Annotated in this window: 18 protein-coding genes and 1 other annotated feature; all 18 genes read right to left on the bottom strand. The window is 41.7% G+C overall.

What is annotated here, in order from left to right; genetic code table 11:
- Nucleotides 1-3: 3 nt before the first annotated feature.
- The 18 genes from DW005_RS02430 to smpB all read right to left on the bottom strand — a co-directional run bounded on the left by DW005_RS02430 (nt 4) and on the right by smpB (nt 19,154).
- The gene (locus tag DW005_RS02430) at nt 4-573 is read right to left on the bottom strand and encodes a 5-formyltetrahydrofolate cyclo-ligase (protein WP_117478013.1); all 570 of its coding nucleotides are present in this window, start codon (nt 571-573) and stop codon (nt 4-6) included.
- Nucleotides 573-782 carry a DUF896 domain-containing protein gene (locus DW005_RS02435; protein ID WP_117478014.1) on the bottom strand — a complete coding sequence of 70 codons (210 nt, stop codon included), beginning with the start codon at nt 780-782 and terminating at the stop codon, nt 573-575. Before DW005_RS02435 ends, DW005_RS02430 begins: the two co-directional genes overlap by 1 nt.
- A 17-nt stretch (nt 783-799) precedes the next feature.
- Nucleotides 800-1,636 (bottom strand): glutamate 5-kinase, encoded by an 837-nt coding sequence (gene proB, locus DW005_RS02440; RefSeq protein ID WP_022375840.1) that lies wholly within the window; start codon nt 1,634-1,636, stop codon nt 800-802.
- Nucleotides 1,629-3,245 carry an FAD-dependent protein gene (locus DW005_RS02445; protein ID WP_117478015.1) on the bottom strand — a complete coding sequence of 539 codons (1,617 nt, stop codon included), beginning with the start codon at nt 3,243-3,245 and terminating at the stop codon, nt 1,629-1,631. Before DW005_RS02445 ends, proB begins: the two co-directional genes overlap by 8 nt.
- Nucleotides 3,245-4,402 carry an aminoacetone oxidase family FAD-binding enzyme gene (locus DW005_RS02450; RefSeq protein WP_117478016.1) on the bottom strand — a complete coding sequence of 386 codons (1,158 nt, stop codon included), beginning with the start codon at nt 4,400-4,402 and terminating at the stop codon, nt 3,245-3,247. Before DW005_RS02450 ends, DW005_RS02445 begins: the two co-directional genes overlap by 1 nt.
- Nucleotides 4,403-4,442: 40 nt before the next feature.
- Nucleotides 4,443-5,033 carry a hypothetical protein gene (locus DW005_RS02455; protein WP_117478017.1) on the bottom strand — a complete coding sequence of 197 codons (591 nt, stop codon included), beginning with the start codon at nt 5,031-5,033 and terminating at the stop codon, nt 4,443-4,445.
- A gap of 142 nt (nt 5,034-5,175) precedes the next feature.
- On the bottom strand, nt 5,176-6,408 hold the full coding sequence (locus tag DW005_RS02460) for an SH3 domain-containing C40 family peptidase (RefSeq protein WP_117478018.1): 1,233 nt from the start codon (nt 6,406-6,408) through the stop codon (nt 5,176-5,178).
- Between the two features lie 83 nt (nt 6,409-6,491).
- Nucleotides 6,492-7,145 carry an HD domain-containing phosphohydrolase gene (locus DW005_RS02465; RefSeq protein WP_117478019.1) on the bottom strand — a complete coding sequence of 218 codons (654 nt, stop codon included), beginning with the start codon at nt 7,143-7,145 and terminating at the stop codon, nt 6,492-6,494.
- Between the two features lie 11 nt (nt 7,146-7,156).
- Complete coding sequence (locus DW005_RS02470) at nt 7,157-9,649, bottom strand: FapA family protein (protein WP_117478020.1); 2,493 nt, start codon at nt 9,647-9,649, stop codon at nt 7,157-7,159.
- Between the two features lie 92 nt (nt 9,650-9,741).
- Nucleotides 9,742-11,217: a stage IV sporulation protein A gene (gene spoIVA, locus DW005_RS02475; RefSeq protein WP_117478021.1), complete on the bottom strand. Its 1,476-nt coding sequence runs from the start codon at nt 11,215-11,217 to the stop codon at nt 9,742-9,744.
- A gap of 89 nt (nt 11,218-11,306) precedes the next feature.
- Nucleotides 11,307-12,374 (bottom strand): FKBP-type peptidyl-prolyl cis-trans isomerase, encoded by a 1,068-nt coding sequence (locus tag DW005_RS02480; protein WP_117478022.1) that lies wholly within the window; start codon nt 12,372-12,374, stop codon nt 11,307-11,309.
- A gap of 95 nt (nt 12,375-12,469) precedes the next feature.
- On the bottom strand, nt 12,470-13,246 hold the full coding sequence (gene trpA / locus DW005_RS02485) for a tryptophan synthase subunit alpha (RefSeq protein ID WP_117478023.1): 777 nt from the start codon (nt 13,244-13,246) through the stop codon (nt 12,470-12,472).
- A complete protein-coding gene (gene trpB, locus DW005_RS02490) occupies nt 13,239-14,423 on the bottom strand; it encodes a tryptophan synthase subunit beta (protein WP_117478024.1) in 1,185 nt (394 codons plus the stop codon). Before trpB ends, trpA begins: the two co-directional genes overlap by 8 nt.
- Nucleotides 14,424-14,428: 5 nt before the next feature.
- On the bottom strand, nt 14,429-15,211 hold the full coding sequence (gene trpC, locus DW005_RS02495) for an indole-3-glycerol phosphate synthase TrpC (RefSeq protein ID WP_117478025.1): 783 nt from the start codon (nt 15,209-15,211) through the stop codon (nt 14,429-14,431).
- A gap of 11 nt (nt 15,212-15,222) precedes the next feature.
- On the bottom strand, nt 15,223-16,233 hold the full coding sequence (gene trpD, locus DW005_RS14105; RefSeq protein ID WP_242989339.1) for an anthranilate phosphoribosyltransferase: 1,011 nt from the start codon (nt 16,231-16,233) through the stop codon (nt 15,223-15,225).
- A 15-nt stretch (nt 16,234-16,248) separates the two neighbouring features.
- Nucleotides 16,249-16,818 (bottom strand): aminodeoxychorismate/anthranilate synthase component II, encoded by a 570-nt coding sequence (locus DW005_RS14110; RefSeq protein ID WP_022376542.1) that lies wholly within the window; start codon nt 16,816-16,818, stop codon nt 16,249-16,251.
- Nucleotides 16,815-18,281, bottom strand: coding sequence for an anthranilate synthase component I (trpE, locus tag DW005_RS02505; RefSeq protein ID WP_117478026.1), 1,467 nt, complete (start codon nt 18,279-18,281; stop codon nt 16,815-16,817). The genes DW005_RS14110 and trpE overlap by 4 nt, the downstream gene beginning before the upstream one ends.
- Nucleotides 18,282-18,393: 112 nt before the next feature.
- Nucleotides 18,394-18,640: a binding site (T-box leader), on the bottom strand.
- A gap of 46 nt (nt 18,641-18,686) precedes the next feature.
- Nucleotides 18,687-19,154: an SsrA-binding protein SmpB gene (smpB, locus tag DW005_RS02510; RefSeq protein ID WP_022376544.1), complete on the bottom strand. Its 468-nt coding sequence runs from the start codon at nt 19,152-19,154 to the stop codon at nt 18,687-18,689.
- Nucleotides 19,155-19,164 lie beyond the last annotated feature (10 nt).

Below are 19,164 nucleotides of genomic sequence, written 5' to 3' on the forward strand. Positions count from 1 at the left end.
GATTTACCTCCTGTCTGTCAAAATCCGGTTTACCCGAATATCACATGCTTCTGCTTCAACTTCTTTCACCCACTGCATTTCAAATGCCAGCATAAAACGGTTTCCAATATATCTCCCCATCTGCGATAAAAAGCGGTCATAATAACCGCCTCCATAGCCAATGCGGTTTCCCTTATCATCAAAGGCAGCCCCCGGCATCAACATCAGAACTTTCTCCGGTTTCAATGACGCAAGTTTTTCTGTAAAAGGCTCTTTTTCCTGCGGCTCTAAAATCCCCTGATAGCCCGGTATTAAATCCGCATCCGAATATACCCGGTAAAACGCCATCTCTTTTCTGTCCGCATACGTTTTTGGCAGATAAAGAGATTTGCCGCTCTCACGAATTTTCTGATTCATTTCCGTCGTTTCCACTTCTGAGCGGAATGATTGATATGACAAAACCACCTCTGCTTTTTGAAATTCTTCCAATGTAAATAGTCGTTTTGCAATCTCTCTGCTTTTTTCCATGCGCTCCTTCTCCGATAAAGAATCCCGCAGAGAAAGCATCTTTTTTCGCATTTCTTTTTTTGTCATCAATGTGTTTCCTTTTTTCTCAATTTACGAATGGTGCCATCGGGCTCCTGAATCGAGGTATGCTCTAATGTATTTCGCAGATTATTGCGAATTGCAGCAAGATACTCTGCTCGAAGAAGGGACTGCTCGTCTTTTTCCTCCGGCGTAATTGTCCCTGCTTTCTGCTTTTTATACAATTCATTAATACGGTTAATTTTTTCCTGATTCATTCTGTCTCTCCTATTTTCTATCGGTCTAAATAATTTTTCAAATGAAAATGTGTTGTCTTATGAGCCTTAAATAATGTACCAATTTCCTCACCGGCAAGAAGCTGATTAATATGCTCCATGTCATCGCCATTGATAATTACCATATCCGCTCCGGCATCATTTGCAATACCGGCCGCTCCGACTTTGGAACTCATACCGCCGGTTCCCATATCGGTCGACGGTCCTTTTGCCATGCCTAACATTTCATCCGTAATCCGCTCTACATAAGGAATCAATTTGGCATCCTTATTTTTATTCGGGTCATCGGTATACAGTCCGTCAATATCACTTAATAAAACAAGCAAATCTGCGCCAATAATTGCCGCCACAATCGCAGACAAAAAATCGTTATCACTAAAACTTAAATCAATCTCATCGGTTGCCACGGTATCATTTTCATTCACAATCGGAATGACTCCTAAGTTTAATAATTCACGGAATGTATTTTGCGCATTGTGTCTGCTGATATCATTGGCAATCGTAATTTTAGTCATCAAAATCTGTGCGGTATTTTGATTGTATTCCGAAAAAAGTTTTTGATACACTGTCATCAGGCGGCACTGTCCAACCGCTGCACAGGCCTGTTTCACCGAACGCTCTGTCGGTCTTTCCATATTGCCAAGTGCCTTTCTTCCTACCAAAATTGCACCGGAAGAAACGACAACAATTTCTTTGCCCTGATTATGTAAATCGGTAAGAATCCGCACAAATTTCTCCATCTTGACAAGGTCAAGTGCTCCTGTCTCTTTATGCGTCAATGTGGAAGAACCCACTTTAAATACAATTCTTTTTTTATCCTTTAAATTCTCACGCATGATTTGATTCCTCTTTCTTTTTTTCCTGTATTTTCATTGCAATCCGTAATCCATCCATTGCCGCCGACATAATTCCTCCGGCATATCCGGCGCCCTCCCCGCAGGGATAAAGGCCTGCCAGAGAAACACTTTCAAAATCCTCATCTCTTTCAATACGAACCGGTGATGAGGTGCGTGATTCCAAACCAAGCAACAATGTATCCGGATGGTCAAATTCATGAATTTTCTCCGCAAACTGCCCCATTCCGTCAATTATACCATTGATTATAAAATTTGGCAACGCTAAGCGGATATTTGAAAACCGCCATTTTCCCTCAACACACGGCACAACTTTTCCAAGTGCTTTCGTCGGCTGATTGTTACAAAAATCTTCATAGCGCTGTACCGGAATTTTCCCATCAGCAAGTTCATACGCAAGTTTTTCATACTTTCTCTGTAATGCAACACCTGCCAGACAATCGTCTCCTTCAAAATCTTCTTCCGAAACAGAAACAACAATCGCACTGTTTGCAAATCCGGATGCTCTGTCAGCATTACTCATTCCATTCACGACAAGTCCACCCTCTTCGGAGGATGCGTTTACTACATAACCGCCCGGGCACATGCAAAAAGAATAGACACCTCTTCCATCTGTTGTCTTTCCCGTCAGTTTATACGGCGATGCCGGCAGTTTTTCATCATTAAATCCATACTGTGCACGATCAATATCTTCCTGCCTGTGCTGCACACGAACGCCCATGGCAAATGGTTTCTGCGACATCGTGATATGTTCTTTCTTTAAGAGTTCAAACGTATCTCTGGCACTGTGTCCAATGGCAAGAATCACACGCTCACACAAAATAGTCTCTTCTTTTTCTCCATTCTGTGTAAGCACGCCACACACACGTCCATTTTCTTCTAAAATTTTTGTCATTTTCGTGTGAAATAAAAACTGGCAGCCCTTTTCTTCCATTGCAAGCCTCATATTCGTAATCACCGTCTGCAAAACATCCGTACCGATATGTGGCTTTGCATCATACAAAATCTCTTCGGGGGCACCAAAATTCACAAAACTCTGTAAAACAAACTGTTTTCTTCCGGTTTTGTCTTTCACTCCGGTATTTAATTTTCCATCCGAAAATGTACCGGCGCCTCCCTCGCCAAACGCCACATTGGAGTCCGGTTTTAAGACACCCTCCTGCCAGAATTTCAAAATATCATCATGGCGTTCTTCCATCTTTGCTCCCCGCTCAATGACAATCGGGGAATAACCGCACAGACTCAGATAGTAGGCACTAAAAAGTCCTGCCGGACCTGCCCCCACAACAGCAACACGCTCGGGATTTTTAATTTCTTCTATCTGCCGCCACAAAGAAGGTTCTTTTTTGGCAATGGTTAAATTTTTATTCTTTCGATTTCTTTTCAGAACTTCCGATTCCCTGCGGCACAAAAATCTCACAGTATATAATACAAAAAGATTTGGCTTTTTTCTGGCATCCAGACTGCGTTTTACAATTGTAAACTGTGTAAAATCCTCCACCGAAATTCCAAGCAGTTTAGCTGCCTTTTTTTGCAGTTTAGAAAAAGAATCTTCCTGCCACGACAATTTACACTGAGATAATTGAAGCATTATTTTTCATTCTCCTTCCTCAACTGCAAAATATGTTTTGCTGCTATCATTGCGGTACTCCATGCAAAATGCAGATTATAGCCGCCACAAATTCCATCCACATCCAAAAGTTCACCCAAAAGATACAACTGTTTTTCCTTTTTTGATTCCATGGAATCCTGCACCACTTCTTCTACCGGCACACCGCCTGCGGTCACCTGCGCACGCTCCATGCCAAAGGTATCACGGATTACAAACCGGAAAGTTTTTACAAATTCCACCGGATTTTTTGCCCGTTTGCAAAGCGGCACCCATTTTTGTGGCAGCAATCCTTCCACGCCATGTTTCTTAATCCAGTTTTTTACTTCTTCCTTAGAAAGGGAAGGAACAAAATCAATCACACCTTCCACCAACCGGTTTTCATCCAGTGCTTTTGCTGCGATACGGCACATTTGAAAAACCGGGATGCCGGATACGCCGTTTTTTACAATCTGGATTTCTCCGGTTTCAAAAGCCTCCGTCTTCCCATCAATCATCAACGAAATTGTTCCCTGAACCCTCGTTCCCGCCGTCTTATTCCATACCACACCATCGCATACAAGACCGGTTAATCCGGGATATAACTTAGTAACTGTATGGTGGAAACTTTCTGCCAGCGAATAACCGCTTTCACTTCCTCCGCTCTCTTTCCCTGCTTTTCCGCCGGTTGCTAAAACAACATAGGCACTATTAAAATCTCCTTTTGATGTATGGACAAGAAATTCTTTTTTCTTTGTAATCTGCTCTACTTCACAGTCTTCATAAATTGTTACACCAAACTGTGTGCAGGCATGATACAGCCCATTCACAACAGTCGCAGCCTGATTCGTATGCGGATAAACATAGCCATCTTTTTCCCGGTGCAAAATACCATATTTTTCAAACTCTGCAATCACGCATTTTGCAGGCACCTCTGTCAAAAGATGAGAAATAAATTCCGAATTTCCATAATAACAATTCTCATTCATATGTAAATTGGTAAAATTGCATCTGCCATTTCCGGTTGCCGATAGTTTTTTACCAATTCGATGATTCTTTTCTAAAACTGTCACCTGCACGCCTTTCCTAGCAAGCATGACAGCACATAATAAACCAGAAGCTCCCCCTCCTACAACAATCACATCACACTGTGTCTTCATGACATCCTCCGTCTCTTCCTTTTATCTTCTCTATTATACCTTAACTGGAAAAGTTTTCAAGGACGGAATACAGCTCTTTTTCTGTCCGCACGGCGTATCCGCCCTGCAAAATCTTTTTGTCCTGCTTGGATAAATTTTCTTCTTTCAGACCGGTTTTCTCAAACGGTTCTTTCTCGTCCTTTCGGTAGATAACCACTTCGCCATCCTTCAATCGTAAAATATATCCCTGCTCACTCGATTTGTTATATACCTTGCGAATAACAATTTTATCCTCCGAAAATGACTCCAGTGTAATTTTTACAAGACCTTCTTTTTCTTCCTCCCATGACTTATCTTTAATTTCTACAGTCAGCTGCTTTTCCAGTTCTTCCCTTGTAAGACCGGCATACTCCGGTGGCATGTCTCTTTCTTCTTTTACCAGTTCTTCGGATTCTTCTTCCCACTTTTCAATCACTAATTTTGTCTCGCTTGTAACCCGCTGCTCCTGCTTGGTGCTTGTCTGAGCTGCATTTTGCTGCGCCATTTTTTTCTGTTCCTGCTTTTTTGCATACTCAAAACTTCCGTAACACAATAACGACAATACAAAAAACGCCACAAAAAAACTGCATATCACAATATATTTTCGATTCATGTTGTCCACCATCCATTCTTTTCAATCAATCGTTGCTCTTAGGGACAGTATCGTCAAAAATATCTGCCTTTATACAAAAAAGCACAAAACAACTGCGCGAACGCCTTTGCTTTGTGCTTTTAACATTTACTGTTTTATAAAACTAATTCATAACTCGTCCGATTTTAGCCGGATGACGATAATAAGCATTACTAATCTTAATACCATCACGAGGGTTGCTGGCATGAATTACCATACCGCCGCCAATATACATCGCAACGTGGTTAATACGGCTTCCGTTGCTGTAGAAGAACAAATCGCCCGGTTTTGGTGACGAAACTTTTCTTGTGCAGCCAGCCTGTGCTGCAGCGTTATGCGGCAGGGAATGTCCATACTTCGCATACAGACTCATTGTAAATCCGGAACAGTCTGTTCCGTTTGTAAGACTTGCGCCTCCCCAAACATAACGGTTACCTAAGAACTGTTTTGCATATTCCACAATCGATGCCTGACTTGACGATACACCGCTTGATGAAGATGCTTTCACGGTGCTTACCTTTGTCGCACGTTTCAGTGTATACTGCTCTTTCACAAAATCTTTTGCAACAAATGCATAATCATCATCCACATAAATGCAGATAAAGTCTTTCAACTGTTCCTGCATTGCCTCATATCCGCCGGCTCTCTTAATCGCATCTTTGGATATTTTCTGTTTTTTCACAATTTTTTTCACATAATCTAAAGTTAGTTCGCCCTCTTTCATGGTGAACTCCTCACCTTCCGATACAACGGAATAAATCGGAGCAGAAGTCGATGGAAGAGCACGTACACGAAGTGAATCTGTCTGGATTTCTACACACTCACGGCCTACTTTCGTCGCCAGTTTTTCTGCTTTCTCATCCGTTGTCAGATAAGACGCCTTTACATAGCCTTTTACCTTACCGGAAACAATCTTAGCCCAGCCTTTTTTGATGTGGTATACATGACATCCGGCATTCTTTGTCATCTTTCCTACTATTTTTCCACTCTCTGATGGCTTCTTTCTAACATTCAAATAGGTATCCACTTTATTGGCAACACCTAGTCTTGAATAATTTAAATTCAGTTCTACATGCGTATCCTTGTCCGTTTCCTTTGCTGTATCTGCTGTCTGTTCTGATACTGGTGCTGCAGTCGGTACAGCTGTCACATTTGGCTCCGATGCTACTAATACTTCAGATGCCTTTGCATCTACACTACCATTTGCCACATTGCTGCAATACTGCTCTAGCAATACGGTAGCACCCTCTACCTGCTCTTCTGAACCTACCATGGCAGCCTGCACGGAACATACACTGCCTACAATCAAACCACTCGCTAATGCAAGTGCAAAAAGTTTCTTCCCATATTTCTTCATCTTATTACCTTCTTCTTTACAAATTGTAATTGTTACGAAATTGTTACATTTGTTAAGAATTATAGCAACATCTATGTAATCTGTCAACCTTTCTTTCGCATTATTTCCTCATGTACTTCTTCCAACTCCATACGCATCATGGAAAACAAATCAATCAGACGCGGATTAAACACACCGCAATCACCTTCAATAATCATCTCAAATGCTTCTTCCGGTTTGTATGCCGGCTTGTAAATTCTCTCACTGATAAGTGCATCATAGGCATCTGCCACCCCCACAATCTGAGCTGCAATCGGAATTTCGTCTCCCTTTAATCCCAGCGGATAGCCATCACCATCATAGCGCTCGTGATGATACATACAAACCTCTGCACAACATTTATACAGTGCATAATCCGCACTGTCTTCTCTTGTAAGTTTCATCAGACGCTCAAAAATCTGTCTGCCCTTTCTCGTGTGATTTTTCATAATTTCCAATTCATTAAAATCAAGCCTTCCTGCCTTATGTAAAATCCGGTCCGGAACGACAATTTTCCCGACATCATGCAACATTGCCGCAAAGCAGATTGTATCCACATCCTCTTCCGATATTTTATAATCCGGACAGAACCGAATCACTTTTTCAAGCAAAATCCTCGTAAAACGCTGCACTTTTTCACAATGATACTCTGCATAAAAATCTCTGTTTTCGATAACAGAAATCACATAACTAAACAACATATCTTTTCCCTGTATCATATCTTCACCCCCTAATGAGCCAATGTATCAATGCGGTTATCATGTTTTACAAATTCCACATTGTTGTATATTTCCTTAATTGCAAATGGATCCTCATTCAAAAACAGTAACGTACCCGGATAAGCCCTCCCGGACACCTGAATCCTTGCCTCTTTTTGCTTTGTCATCTGCTCCATCTGGGCATTCCGTTCTGAAAAAAGCTCCTTACGGCTGCTCTTTAACGTATATACTGCTCGTGTCAGCCGCTGTATCATCATCGAAACTTTTTCATCATGCACCGGATTCGCCATTAATTTATTCAATCCATTTTCACACGTCTGCAATTCCGCCTGTGTCTGCTCAATCTTTTTCTGTAGTTCCTGATAAGCCGTCATATCTTCTTTGTCAATTCCCACACTGACAACGGTTGCAATTTCTGCTATATTTCCAATTCCATTACATGAAACACCTAATTTTGCGCAGGTTTTGCCACCAATAATCACACCTTTTCTTCCTTCCACCAGAAGTTTTCCGTTTGCTTTTAATTGGCAGTTGAGCAAATATGTTGCTTGCACATCTTTTCCCGCCGTCAGAACTGCCGACTCAAAAAACTGGCCCACAATACTTTTTCCTGCGATAATCTTTCCAAGCCCCTTTCCCTGACAGCCCTTTCGGATAATTATATCACCGCCGGCTTCAATCTGGCTCGCTTCACAGTGTCCGTCAATTACAATGTTTCCAGCCGCCTGCACAGAAAATCCGGACGTCACATTCCCCATGATATTTACATCACCATTAAAACGAATGTTTCCGGTTGCGGCATCGACATTACCGGGAACCGTATATAAATTTCGTATTTCTAACTTATTTTCACCCTCGTGCCACTCAATAATTCCATCAAGATCCGCATAATATTTCTTTTTATCTTCCGATACGCGCACGCCAATTACACGAAGTGCCGGAAGCTCTTTTCCACGTTTGGGACTAATCATCTGTCCTGTTACATCATAACCAAAAGTCCCCGCTGTCGCCGGAAAATATTCTGCAACCAAGGTATCTTTTTTTATAAATTCAAACAATTCCATATTTTTGTAATCCACAGTTCCATCAGCAAGTACCTTTGGCTTTGGATTCACTTCTTTCTTAAAATAATAGCAAAAGTGTGCATCTTCACCATCTATAGGCTCTTTTCCCTTAGCGACAACAACTTCTTTTGCAAACTGTTTTTCTCTTAACATCGCAATAATTGACTCCCGTAAAATCCCCTGCTTGACATCCTTGTGTTTCAGAAGTTTTAGAACATCTGAAACATCCATTTTCAAAAGTTCCTCTTTTAAAACATCACTTGCAAGTGAAAAATTAATACTTGCCTGCATCTTATCTTCCGATACAAACACACAGGATTCCAATAAATAATCATCTTCCTGCTTTTCCGGTACTTCCTCCTCTTGTTCTACTTCTCCTGCTTTTGTTTCACTTAGGAATTTACCCACCTCATCATCTAATAGAAGCTCACTCTGGTGTATTTTTTCAATTTTCTCAAGCATCTGCTCCGGCTCAAAATATTCTTTGGCAAATTCGGTAACATCAATTCCTTCTAGTAATCCTTTGCGAAGAATTTCCATCTGTTTTTGTGAAAAACACGGTTTTGCATAGACTTTTACATCAAGCCCCTGCTCTAAACCGTACCGGATTTCCCGCATCTGAAACCAATTTAACTCCGGGTCTGCATACACTGCCACATTCAGATTCTTCTGTAAACCAAGAATAATTTCATGAAGCTGAACCCCGTGAAAACTTTTTCGTATGTATGGAAGCAGATTCACTCCCGCTTCAAACGCATCATTAATTTCTTTTAACTGTTCCTCATCATAACCATCTTTCAAATATGGGGTAATGTCATGGTTCATCCGGATACCACGTCCAATTTCAAACAAAAGTTTTCCGGCATATCCCTGTTTAGCAAAAGGTGCCAGTAAAATTCCCTCTTCCATGCCTTTACGCACTGCACGCATCGTCGTATATTTGTAGGATGGGTCCGCATAACAGGAAATATCCATTTTACTTTCTAATCCCTTGCGGATTTCCCGCATCTGGTACCAGTCATAACGGGTATCACAGTAACTATCTACCACAATGCCCCGCTCTAATCCCTTGCGGATTTCTTTCATCTGTGGTGCCAGAAAATGCACATTCAAATATTTTTTTACATCCAGTTTTTCCTCCACACCTTTTACAATTTCCTGACACTGAAGCCAGCTAAATCCCTGCTCGATATATTTTTCAATGTCAATTCCAGCCTCTAAGGACGTACGGATTAGTTCCATCTCCAGCCAGCTTTTTGCCGGATCCATAAATAGTTCAACATCAACTTTACTCTCCAATCCCTTACGAATCTGCTCTAACTGCAGGGCATTAAAAGAAAGACGGCGATATCTTTCAATATCACCGCCTGCTTTTTTGCACAACAATAACTCCTTCTCATAATTCTTCTTCTGAATTTCCGCATCAATCTGTCGTTTCATGTACACCCCTTCTTCCCATGTAATTCTTCCATCGAACCTCAAATCATTCTCTTTTATAAGAATACCATGATTTTATGCTCTTTGTCAATTTATCATATGATAATGCAGACTAATCCGCCGTTTGAATCGTTTACCACTTTTTGTATGGTATCCTGCAACTTCACCTGACTTTCTTCTGTCAAGCGGTTTACCTTGGAATGGATTCCTTCATCCACTAACTGGCGGATTGTTTTTCCGAAAATATTGGTATCAAAAATGCCATCCGGATTTTCTTTTGCATTCTGACTGATGTAATCAATCAAATCCTTCGCCTGTTCTTCGCTGCCGACAATCGGTGCAATCTCCGTCTCAATGTTTGCCTGAATGATGTGCATGGACGGGCAGCTTGCTTTGATTTTTACACCATATTTATTGCCATGACGAATCAGTTCCGGGTCAGCAATCTGGATTTCCTTCTCCTCCGGCGGTACAATGCCATATCCTTTTCCCCTTACCTGATTGCAGGCAACCGCAAGAGATTCATAATTGTTTCTCATGCCTGATAGTTCCTTCAACAGCGAAATCAAATCGTATTCTCCCTCTATATTGGTTCCCACCATTTCACTCAAAATTTCATAATAATAACGGTCTTCAAAATCCACCGATAGATTGACAACACCATTTTCCAATTGTTTATCGCGGATGTACACGTCTTTGATATAAGGTGCCTGCATCTGAATGGAATCGTCCTGAATATCCTTCATGGTATGCACCTTCTGTATGACATTTCTGCACTTTTCAATCAAATCCTGTTTCAGCCAGTTATCCGGCTGCAAAAATTCAACCCACTTAGGAAGCAGGAAATTGAGCCTTGTAATCGGAAAATCCGCCAACAGCTGCTCCATGATACGAAACACATCCTCTCTGTCCATTGTCTTACAATTTACCGCCATCACAGTTTTCCCATACTGTGCTTCCAGCCGTTTTTTAAACTGTATAGTTTCCTGCGAATCCGGACGGCTTGTGTTTACAAGAATCAAAAAAGGTTTTCCTGCTTTTTCACATTCCATCACCGTTTTCTGCAGTGCCTCTTCAAAGTTTGCTGCAGCAATATCGCCAAAAGAACCATCTGTTGTGATAATCAATCCCAGATTAGAATGTTCCCTGATTACTTTACTCGTGCCAATCTCTGCCGCCTTTGAAAAAGGAATTTCTTCTTCCGACCACGGTGTTTTCACCATGCGCTCTTTTTCTTCCTCAATGGCACCAACGGCTTCCGGAACCAAATATCCCACACAGTCAATCAGTCTTATTTTCCCGGTTTCCTGATTGGAAAAATGAATCACTGCCGCCTCTTTTGGAATAAATTTAGGTTCTGTTGTCATAATCGTTTTACCGTCTGCCGACTGTGGCAATTCATCAATTGTTCTCACTTTTTCGTTGTCATCCGACATTTCCGGAATCACAACAAGCTCCATAAAACGTTTGATAAAAGTCGATTTGCCGGTACGCACCGGTCCGACTATTCCCAGATAGATTTCGCCTCCTGTACGCCGGCTCATATCCTGGTAGACATTGTATTTGTCCATAAAAAAATCCCCCTTGCATTGCTGGAGACACACTCGTATCTGCCTTCTGCTAAACTATATGCAAGGGGAATCTTAGTTATTCTAAGGTTTTATTTTTTCACCAAAGTTTTTTGTACTAAATCATAAAAATATTCGTATTTCATCATGTAAACAATGTAGTCTTCCAAAGAAGCATTATCGCTTGTTGCCGATTTGAAATTCTTGCGGTAATCGGCTTCTGTGATATTATTGCTCTTGCAGATTTCTGCAATTTTATCTTCAAAATCCTGCTTTGTCACACGATAGCCTTCTGCCTGTGCTACCGCCTCAGCCAAAAGTCTTTCTTTAGCAATGCTTTCATAATAGCTGTCCTCAGTCATACCATACATGCCAAGAAGTGTGCTTACATCCGTTCCGGACTGTGTTGCCTGACTCTCCAAAGATTTTGACTGAATTGCCTTAATCTTTTTAATGAGTTCATCCGGCACTTTACTAATCTTTGCTTCGCTTGTAATCTTACTCATCGCCGTTGAAAGCATCTGCTGTTCATTCTGGCTCTCTAATTCTTTCTTTGCTGCCTCTTTAAAAGCTTTCACAGTTTTCGTATTATAAGTAGAATCCAGTTTGGCAACTAAAGCATCCGTTGCTTCTTTGTAAATGTAATTTACTTTCAGTGTAAATACTGCCTCTTTTCCTGCCAGTGATGTCTCACGGTAATCTTTCGGGAAGGTTACTTTGGCATCTTTTTTCTCGCCAACTTTCATACCAACTAAAGCATCTTCAAAGCCGTCAATCATTTTACCGGAACCAACACGTAAAAACTGTGACTCAGCTGTTCCGCCGTCAAAAGCTTTGCCATTCACTTTTCCTTCATAATCAAAGTTAATCAGCTGATTCTTCTTTACCAGCGTATCCGAACTTTTCACTTCTTTTTCATCGCCGGCCGCAATCATAGAATCCAGTGCGGACTGAACATCACTATCGGAAACGCTCTTCTCAACTTCGATGTTTTTGTATTTGCCAAGAGTTACATAATCCGACGGGTCATACCCGAGAGATACATATTCCTCTTCACCAAATAACATCGCATGGAAACTTGGGATACTGTCAGTCGAGCATCCGGTCAGCATACAGGTCATAAGACCAAGTAAAATTGCTACAATATATTTCTTCTTCAATTTTCTTTCCTCCTTAGATAACGATAATCTTTTATCAGTATAGCACAAGATGGGAAGTATGAAAAGTGATTTTTTAGTGTCCTTATTGTGTCCTTTTATGCTCTCTCAACTGCTTGTTTCATAGACTGCACATATTCTTTCACATAAGGAACGCAGTTTTTACCGTATTTAGCTACAATTTTTACGATTGCACTGCCAACAATTGCTCCATCCGATATCTTTGCCATTGCTTCTGCCTGTTCCGGTGTTGAAATTCCAAAACCAATCGCACATGGAATGGAACACTCTTCTTTCACTGTTTGAATCAAATCTCCAATTGCTGTTCCGATTTCCGTGCGGACACCGGTTACACCAAGTGAGGAAACACAGTACAAAAAGCCTTTTGCCTCTTTTGCAATCATCCGCACACGGTCTGCCGAAGTCGGTGCCACCATTGAGATAACCACCAGTCCTTCTGCTTCAAAACTGCCGCGGATTTCTTCTTTTTCTTCAAACGGCACATCCGGTACAATAACGCCGGCAGCACCGCATGCTTTCGCTCGTTTTGCAAATTTCTCCACACCGTATACATAAATCGGGTTAATATAAGTCATAAAAACAATAGGCACATGGATTTTGTCTGCGATATCATCCACCATATCGAAAATTTTATCCGTTGTTACCCCGGCGGATAAAGCGCGGTCATCTGCTTCCTGAATGACCGGTCCTTCTGCTACCGGATCTGAAAACGGAATTCCGATTTCAATTAAGTCAGCACCAGCCTCCTGCATCGCCAAAATCAATTCACGAGTAACATCAAGGGATGGATCCCCTGCCGTAACAAACGGTATAAATGCTTTTTTATTTTTGAATGCGTCTTCTATCTTATTCATCGATTTCAATCCCCCTGTATCTGGCAATCGCTGCCACATCTTTGTCTCCTCGTCCGGAGATATTAACTACAATTATTTTATCCTTATCCATCTGCGGTGCTAATTTTCTTGCATAAGCCAAGGCATGAGAACTCTCAATCGCAGGAATAATTCCTTCAATCCGGGATAAATACTCAAATGCTTCCACTGCCTCATCATCGGTAATCGGTACATATTCTGCTCTTTTTGTGTCATACAAATGAGCATGTTCCGGTCCGATTCCCGGATAATCAAGTCCGGCAGAAATCGAGTAAACCGGTGCAATCTGTCCGTATTCATCCTGACAGAAATAGGATTTCATGCCGTGGAAAACACCCATTGTTCCGGTTGCAATTGTCGCTGCTGTTTCCGCGGTATGGATTCCTCGTCCCGCAGCCTCACATCCAATCAGGCGGACACTTTCATCCGGAATGAATTCATAAAATGCACCCATCGCATTACTTCCGCCACCTACACAGGCAAGCACGGCATCCGGAAGTCGTCCCTCTTTTTCCATTAACTGCTGTTTAATCTCGCGTCCAATCACACTCTGGAAGTCGCGCACCATCATCGGAAATGGATGCGGTCCCATAACGGAGCCAATTACATAGTGGGTATCTTCAATGCGTTTTGTCCACTCTCTGAGTGTTTCGTTGACGGCATCTTTTAATGTCTGTGTGCCGCTTGTCACAGCATGTACTTTCGCCCCTAATAATTCCATGCGGTATACATTCAAAGCCTGCCTGTCTGTATCCACTTTTCCCATGAAAACTTCACATTCCATTCCAAGAAGTGCTGCTACAGTCGCTGTTGCCACACCATGCTGGCCGGCACCGGTTTCCGCAATCAGACGGGTCTTTCCCATCTTTTTTGCTAACAAGGCCTGACCCAGTGCATTATTCAATTTGTGGGAACCGGTATGGTTTAAGTCCTCACGCTTTAAATAAATTTTCGCACCGCCCAAATCCTCGGTCATATGTGCCGCATAGTAAAGCCCTGACGGTCTTCCTACATATTCATGAAGCAGTGTATCTAACTCCTTAATAAATTCCGGATCTTTCTTATAATGTTCGTATGCTTCTTCCAATTCAATGACTGCATTCATTAAGGTTTCCGGTATATACTGTCCACCGTGAATGCCAAATCTTCCTTTTGCCATAATCTCTATTCTCCTTTTAATTGTTGTAACATTTGTTTTTTGTTTTCGCTTCGCATAAAGGTCTCACCAATCAATACCGCGTTGACACATCCCTTTTCCAGTTCGACAATATTTTCTCTTGTCTTAATACCGCTTTCTGCCACAAAAAGGATTTCTTTTGGCACCTTTTCGCGAAGTCGGATTCCGTTATGAATATCCACCGTGAAATCTTTTAAGTTCCGGTTATTTACACCAATAATTCTCGCTCCTGCCCGGACTGCCATCTGAATTTCTTCTTCATCATGTGCTTCCACCAATGCAGACAATCCCAGTTCATCACAGTGCTTGTGGTAACGGGTCAGTGTCTCTTCATCTAACAGAGCACAAATGAGTAATACAGCACTGGCTCCTGCCGCCTTTGCCTCATCAATCATGTATTCATCCACGACAAAATCTTTACGAAGAAGCGGCGTCTGTACGTGCTCCGCAATTTCTGCCAGATAATCAATACTGCCTAAAAAGTAATCGGGCTCCGTCAAAACAGAAATTGCATCGGCACCTGCCTTTTCATAGTCTTTGGCTATTGCCAGATAATCAAAATCCCCGGCAATTACACCTTTGGACGGTGACGCCTTTTTCACTTCGCAGATAAAAAAAACGCCATCCCTTGCCAGTGCTTTTTCAAAGCGAAACGGCTCTGTCGCTTTTGCTTTTTGTTTCGCTTTTTCTGCCATCACATCCGGAGAAATCCTCTTTTTTGATTCTGCTACACGCACTCTTGCTTTTTCTGCAATTTCATCCAGTATCATGTCGTCCTCCTTTATTGCTGTGTTGCTTTTACAAACTCTTCCATCTTCTCATATGCCTCGCCGCTGTTAATGAGCTCTTCTGCCTTTTTAATTCCCTCTTCCATCGTCAAATTTTCAGAGCCAAGATAAATACCGATACCGGCATTCATAAGAACAACGTCACGTTTCGCGCCTTTTAATGTTCCGGAAAGAATATCCTTCGTAATCTGTGCATTTTCTTCCGGTGTGCCGCCAACTAACTCAGCCAATGGGTACGTAGAAAGTCCAAACTGCTCCGGTATAATCTCATATGAAGTCAGTTCTCCATCCTTAATCTCACAGCAGTATGTAGGACCCGTTACCGTAATCTCATCAAGTCCATCGCTGCCGCATACCGACATTCCTCTTGTGACACCAAGATTTGCTAAAACTTCTGCCAGTTTTTCCACCAGTTCTTTATCATAGACACCAAGAAGCTGATGGGAAGCATTTGCCGGATTCGTAAGTGGTCCAAGAATATTAAAAATCGTTCTCTCTCCCATTTCTTTACGAACCGGTCCGACATTTTTCATTGCCGAATGATATTTCTGTGCGAACAAAAATGCCATATCCGTCTCTTCGAGCACTTCTTCTGCCCGGTCTGTCTCAAGCATTAAATTCACTCCTAATTTTTCAAGAATATCTGCGGCACCGCTTTTACTGGAAACACTACGGTTTCCGTGTTTTGCTACCGGGATTCCCGCTGCTGCGATAACAAAGGCTGATGTTGTGGAAATATTAAAGGTTCCGACTTCGTCACCACCGGTTCCAACAATTTCAAGTGCTTCTTTCTTTGGCTGCAAATGAGTTCCAACAGCTCTCATTCCTTTGGCACATGCCGTTATTTCCGTAATGGTTTCACCTTTCATACGAAGTGCCGTCAAAAACGCTGCCATCTGAATCTGAGAAGCCTCTCCGGTCATAATTTCTTTCATCGTCTCAAGTGCTTCCTCGTAAGTTAAATCCTCATTGTTAATTACTTTGTGTAATGCTTCTTTAATCATAACAGTCACTCCAGTCTAATGTATTTTCAAAAAATTATTTACCAGTGTCATCCCCTGCGGGGTAAGAATTGATTCCGGATGGAACTGAAGTCCGTATACCGGATATTTTTTATGGCAGACTGCCATGACTTCATCATTTTCGTCTTTGGCAATCACCTGTAACTCATCCGGCATGGAAGCAAGGTCAGCAATCAGTGAATGATATCTTGCCACTGGAATCTGTTTGTCCAATCCCATAAAAATAGGGTTTTCGTTATCAATCGTTACCACACTTTGTTTTCCATGCATTAACTGTTTCGCATGACAGATTTTAGCGCCAAACACTTCACAAATTGCCTGGTGTCCAAGACACACACCAAGAATTGGAAATTCACCTTTTAACTGCCCGATTACTTCCTCACAGATACCGGCATCTTTCGGATATCCGGGACCCGGTGACAAAATAATGTGCGTTGGCTTCATCGCCCGAATTTCATCAATGGTGCATTCATCGTTGCGAACCACTTTGATATCCGGCTCAACTGTTCCAAAAAACTGCACCAGATTATACGAAAAACTATCGTAATTATCAATTAGAAGTATCATGGTTTCAGCGCCTCCTTTGCATTTTCAATCGCAAGCATCACAGCCTTTGCTTTGTTGGCTGACTCTTCGTATTCCATCCGTGGTTTGCTGTCTGCCACGATACCGCCGCCTGCCTGAACATAAACTTTACCATTCTTTTTCACTGCCATACGGATGGCAATGCAGGTGTCTAAGTTTCCACTGAAATCAATATATCCAAGCGCTCCACCGTAAATGCCGCGCGGTTCTTTTTCCAGTTCATCAATAATTTCACAGGCGCGGATTTTCGGTGCTCCCGATAAAGTTCCCGCCGGCAATACGGAAGCGATGGCATCCAGCGCATCCTTATCTTTGCGGATATTGCCTTCCACCTGTGAGCAGATGTGCATGATTTTGGAATACTTATGAATCATTTTGTATTTGGTCACTTCTACCGAACCAAACTCGGAGATTCTTCCCAAATCATTTCTTCCCAAATCCACTAACATGTTGTGCTCCGACAATTCTTTTTCATCGGATAACAAATCTTTAACAAGTGCTTCATCTTCTTTTTCATCATTTCCTCGCGGTCTTGAACCGGCAACCGGGAATGTGATTAAACGCCCATTCTCTAAACGAACCAAAGTTTCCGGTGAGGTACTCATGATTTCTACATCTTCCAAATTCATATATACCATGTATGGTGATGGATTCGTTGTCCGTAGCACACGGTATGGATGAATCAGACTTCCCTCATAATCACTGGAAAAGCGTCTTGATAAAACTGCCTGAAAAATATCACCATCGTAAATATATTCTTTTGTCTTTTCAACAATCTTCGTATATTCATCTTCTGTGACATTGCACTCAAATTTCACTTTGTCATAAATTGGCTCTTCCGGAATCCTCGACTCATCGCGAATCAAAGCAATCATTCCTTTGATATCCGCTTTTGCCTTTGCATAGTTGGCGGCAATATCACCATCCGCCCGGACATTTACAATGAGGACAATTTTTTGTTTCAAATGGTCATAGGCAATCACCTTATCAAACATCATCAAATCGTAATCCTCAAATTCGCCCCGCTTAACCGATAGTTTCTTTTCCGCCTGAGCAATCATCGCATAGGCAAAATATCCGACAAACCCACCGGCAAATGGTGGCATTCCTTCAATCTTAGGAGCTTTATGCTCTGCTAAGATATCTCTTAATATCCGGAAACAATCGTCTGTCTCAACCGTTTTTGTCTCCTGTCTTTGTTTTATCGTTACTGTATTTTCCCTGCAGGAAACCCGCATAACAGGGTCATATCCGAGGAACGAATACCGTCCCCATTTCTCTCCTCCCTCAACACTCTCTAACAAGTAATAATTCTTTTTCCCTGCCGCGATTTTTCTTAATAACTGAATCGGCGTAACCAAATCGGCAAAAATTTCTTCCTGAATCGGTACTAAATCATACCCTTTTGCCAGTTCTTTCACTTCTTCTAACGTTTTTGTTGTCATACTTACCTCCATTCTAAAGCATTTATCGCTTTTTGGAACGGTGTGATTGAATCAGAAGTATAATCAGTAATCTTAGGAAATAAAAAAGCTCTTATCCCTATCCTTCTTCGGATATAGGGACAAGAGCTGTAAATTCTCCTGCGGTACCACCCACATTGATTACAAAGTAATCCACTCAATCATGCACCATCATGCATTCCTGTAGATAACGGTCCAGGTTTCCGTCAGCGTCTACTCTCAGATTTGATTTCAAGCTGCCCTCCCGAGTCCATTCACTGTCCACTGGCTATTGCCTCGCACCTGCCGGCAACTCTCTGAAAACGACATAGACACCTACTATTCTCGGTCAACGGTTTTTCCATCTGCTACTAATATACTCTCATTTTTTTTTGATGTCAACATTTTTTATAAATTTTTCACTTTAAACTCCCGTTCTGCCGCCCGGCGCTGGTCTTTTTTAGCAATATCCTGACGTTTGTCATATAATTTTTTACCTTTTGCCAAAGCAATCTCGACTTTTATCAAACTTCCCTTAAAATATACACTGAGCGGAACTAACGTATAACCTTTTTGATTCATCTTTCCAATCAGTTTGCGAATCTCATATTTGTGAAGCAGAAGTTTTCTTACACGCAGCGGATCTTTGTTAAAGATATTTCCTTTTTCGTACGGATTGATATGCATACCGTAAATCTGCACTTCATTATTTTTGTCAATCCGGATAAATGCCTCCTTAATGCTGCAATGCCCCTGTCTGACGGATTTCACCTCCGTGCCAACAAGTTCTATACCTGCTTCATACTTTTCTTCTATAAAATAATCATGCCATGCTTTTTTATTATTTGCAATTAATTTGCGTGTTTCTTTTCCCATGCTTTTTTCT

It is taken from the genome of Clostridium sp. AF36-4, assembly GCF_003435975.1.
Classification (GTDB): Bacteria; Bacillota; Clostridia; order Lachnospirales; family Lachnospiraceae; genus Eubacterium_F.

What these genes read in the sequence shown, in the direction of transcription:
- DW005_RS02465 (WP_117478019.1), bottom strand. Translation starts at nt 7,145, where the DNA reads ATGATACAGGGAAAAGATATGTTGTTTAGTTATGTGATTTCTGTTATC.
- DW005_RS02430 (WP_117478013.1), bottom strand. Translation starts at nt 573, where the DNA reads ATGACAAAAAAAGAAATGCGAAAAAAGATGCTTTCTCTGCGGGATTCT.
- trpA (WP_117478023.1), bottom strand. Translation starts at nt 13,246, where the DNA reads ATGAATAAGATAGAAGACGCATTCAAAAATAAAAAAGCATTTATACCG.
- DW005_RS02455 (WP_117478017.1), bottom strand. Translation starts at nt 5,033, where the DNA reads ATGAATCGAAAATATATTGTGATATGCAGTTTTTTTGTGGCGTTTTTT.
- trpC (WP_117478025.1), bottom strand. Translation starts at nt 15,211, where the DNA reads ATGATACTGGATGAAATTGCAGAAAAAGCAAGAGTGCGTGTAGCAGAA.
- trpB (WP_117478024.1), bottom strand. Translation starts at nt 14,423, where the DNA reads ATGGCAAAAGGAAGATTTGGCATTCACGGTGGACAGTATATACCGGAA.
- trpD (WP_242989339.1), bottom strand. Translation starts at nt 16,233, where the DNA reads ATGATTAAAGAAGCATTACACAAAGTAATTAACAATGAGGATTTAACT.
- smpB (WP_022376544.1), bottom strand. Translation starts at nt 19,154, where the DNA reads ATGGGAAAAGAAACACGCAAATTAATTGCAAATAATAAAAAAGCATGG.
- DW005_RS02435 (WP_117478014.1), bottom strand. Translation starts at nt 782, where the DNA reads ATGAATCAGGAAAAAATTAACCGTATTAATGAATTGTATAAAAAGCAG.
- DW005_RS02450 (WP_117478016.1), bottom strand. Translation starts at nt 4,402, where the DNA reads ATGAAGACACAGTGTGATGTGATTGTTGTAGGAGGGGGAGCTTCTGGT.
- DW005_RS02470 (WP_117478020.1), bottom strand. Translation starts at nt 9,649, where the DNA reads ATGAAACGACAGATTGATGCGGAAATTCAGAAGAAGAATTATGAGAAG.
- spoIVA (WP_117478021.1), bottom strand. Translation starts at nt 11,217, where the DNA reads ATGGACAAATACAATGTCTACCAGGATATGAGCCGGCGTACAGGAGGC.
- DW005_RS02445 (WP_117478015.1), bottom strand. Translation starts at nt 3,245, where the DNA reads ATGCTTCAATTATCTCAGTGTAAATTGTCGTGGCAGGAAGATTCTTTT.
- proB (WP_022375840.1), bottom strand. Translation starts at nt 1,636, where the DNA reads ATGCGTGAGAATTTAAAGGATAAAAAAAGAATTGTATTTAAAGTGGGT.
- DW005_RS02460 (WP_117478018.1), bottom strand. Translation starts at nt 6,408, where the DNA reads ATGAAGAAATATGGGAAGAAACTTTTTGCACTTGCATTAGCGAGTGGT.
- trpE (WP_117478026.1), bottom strand. Translation starts at nt 18,281, where the DNA reads ATGACAACAAAAACGTTAGAAGAAGTGAAAGAACTGGCAAAAGGGTAT.
- DW005_RS14110 (WP_022376542.1), bottom strand. Translation starts at nt 16,818, where the DNA reads ATGATACTTCTAATTGATAATTACGATAGTTTTTCGTATAATCTGGTG.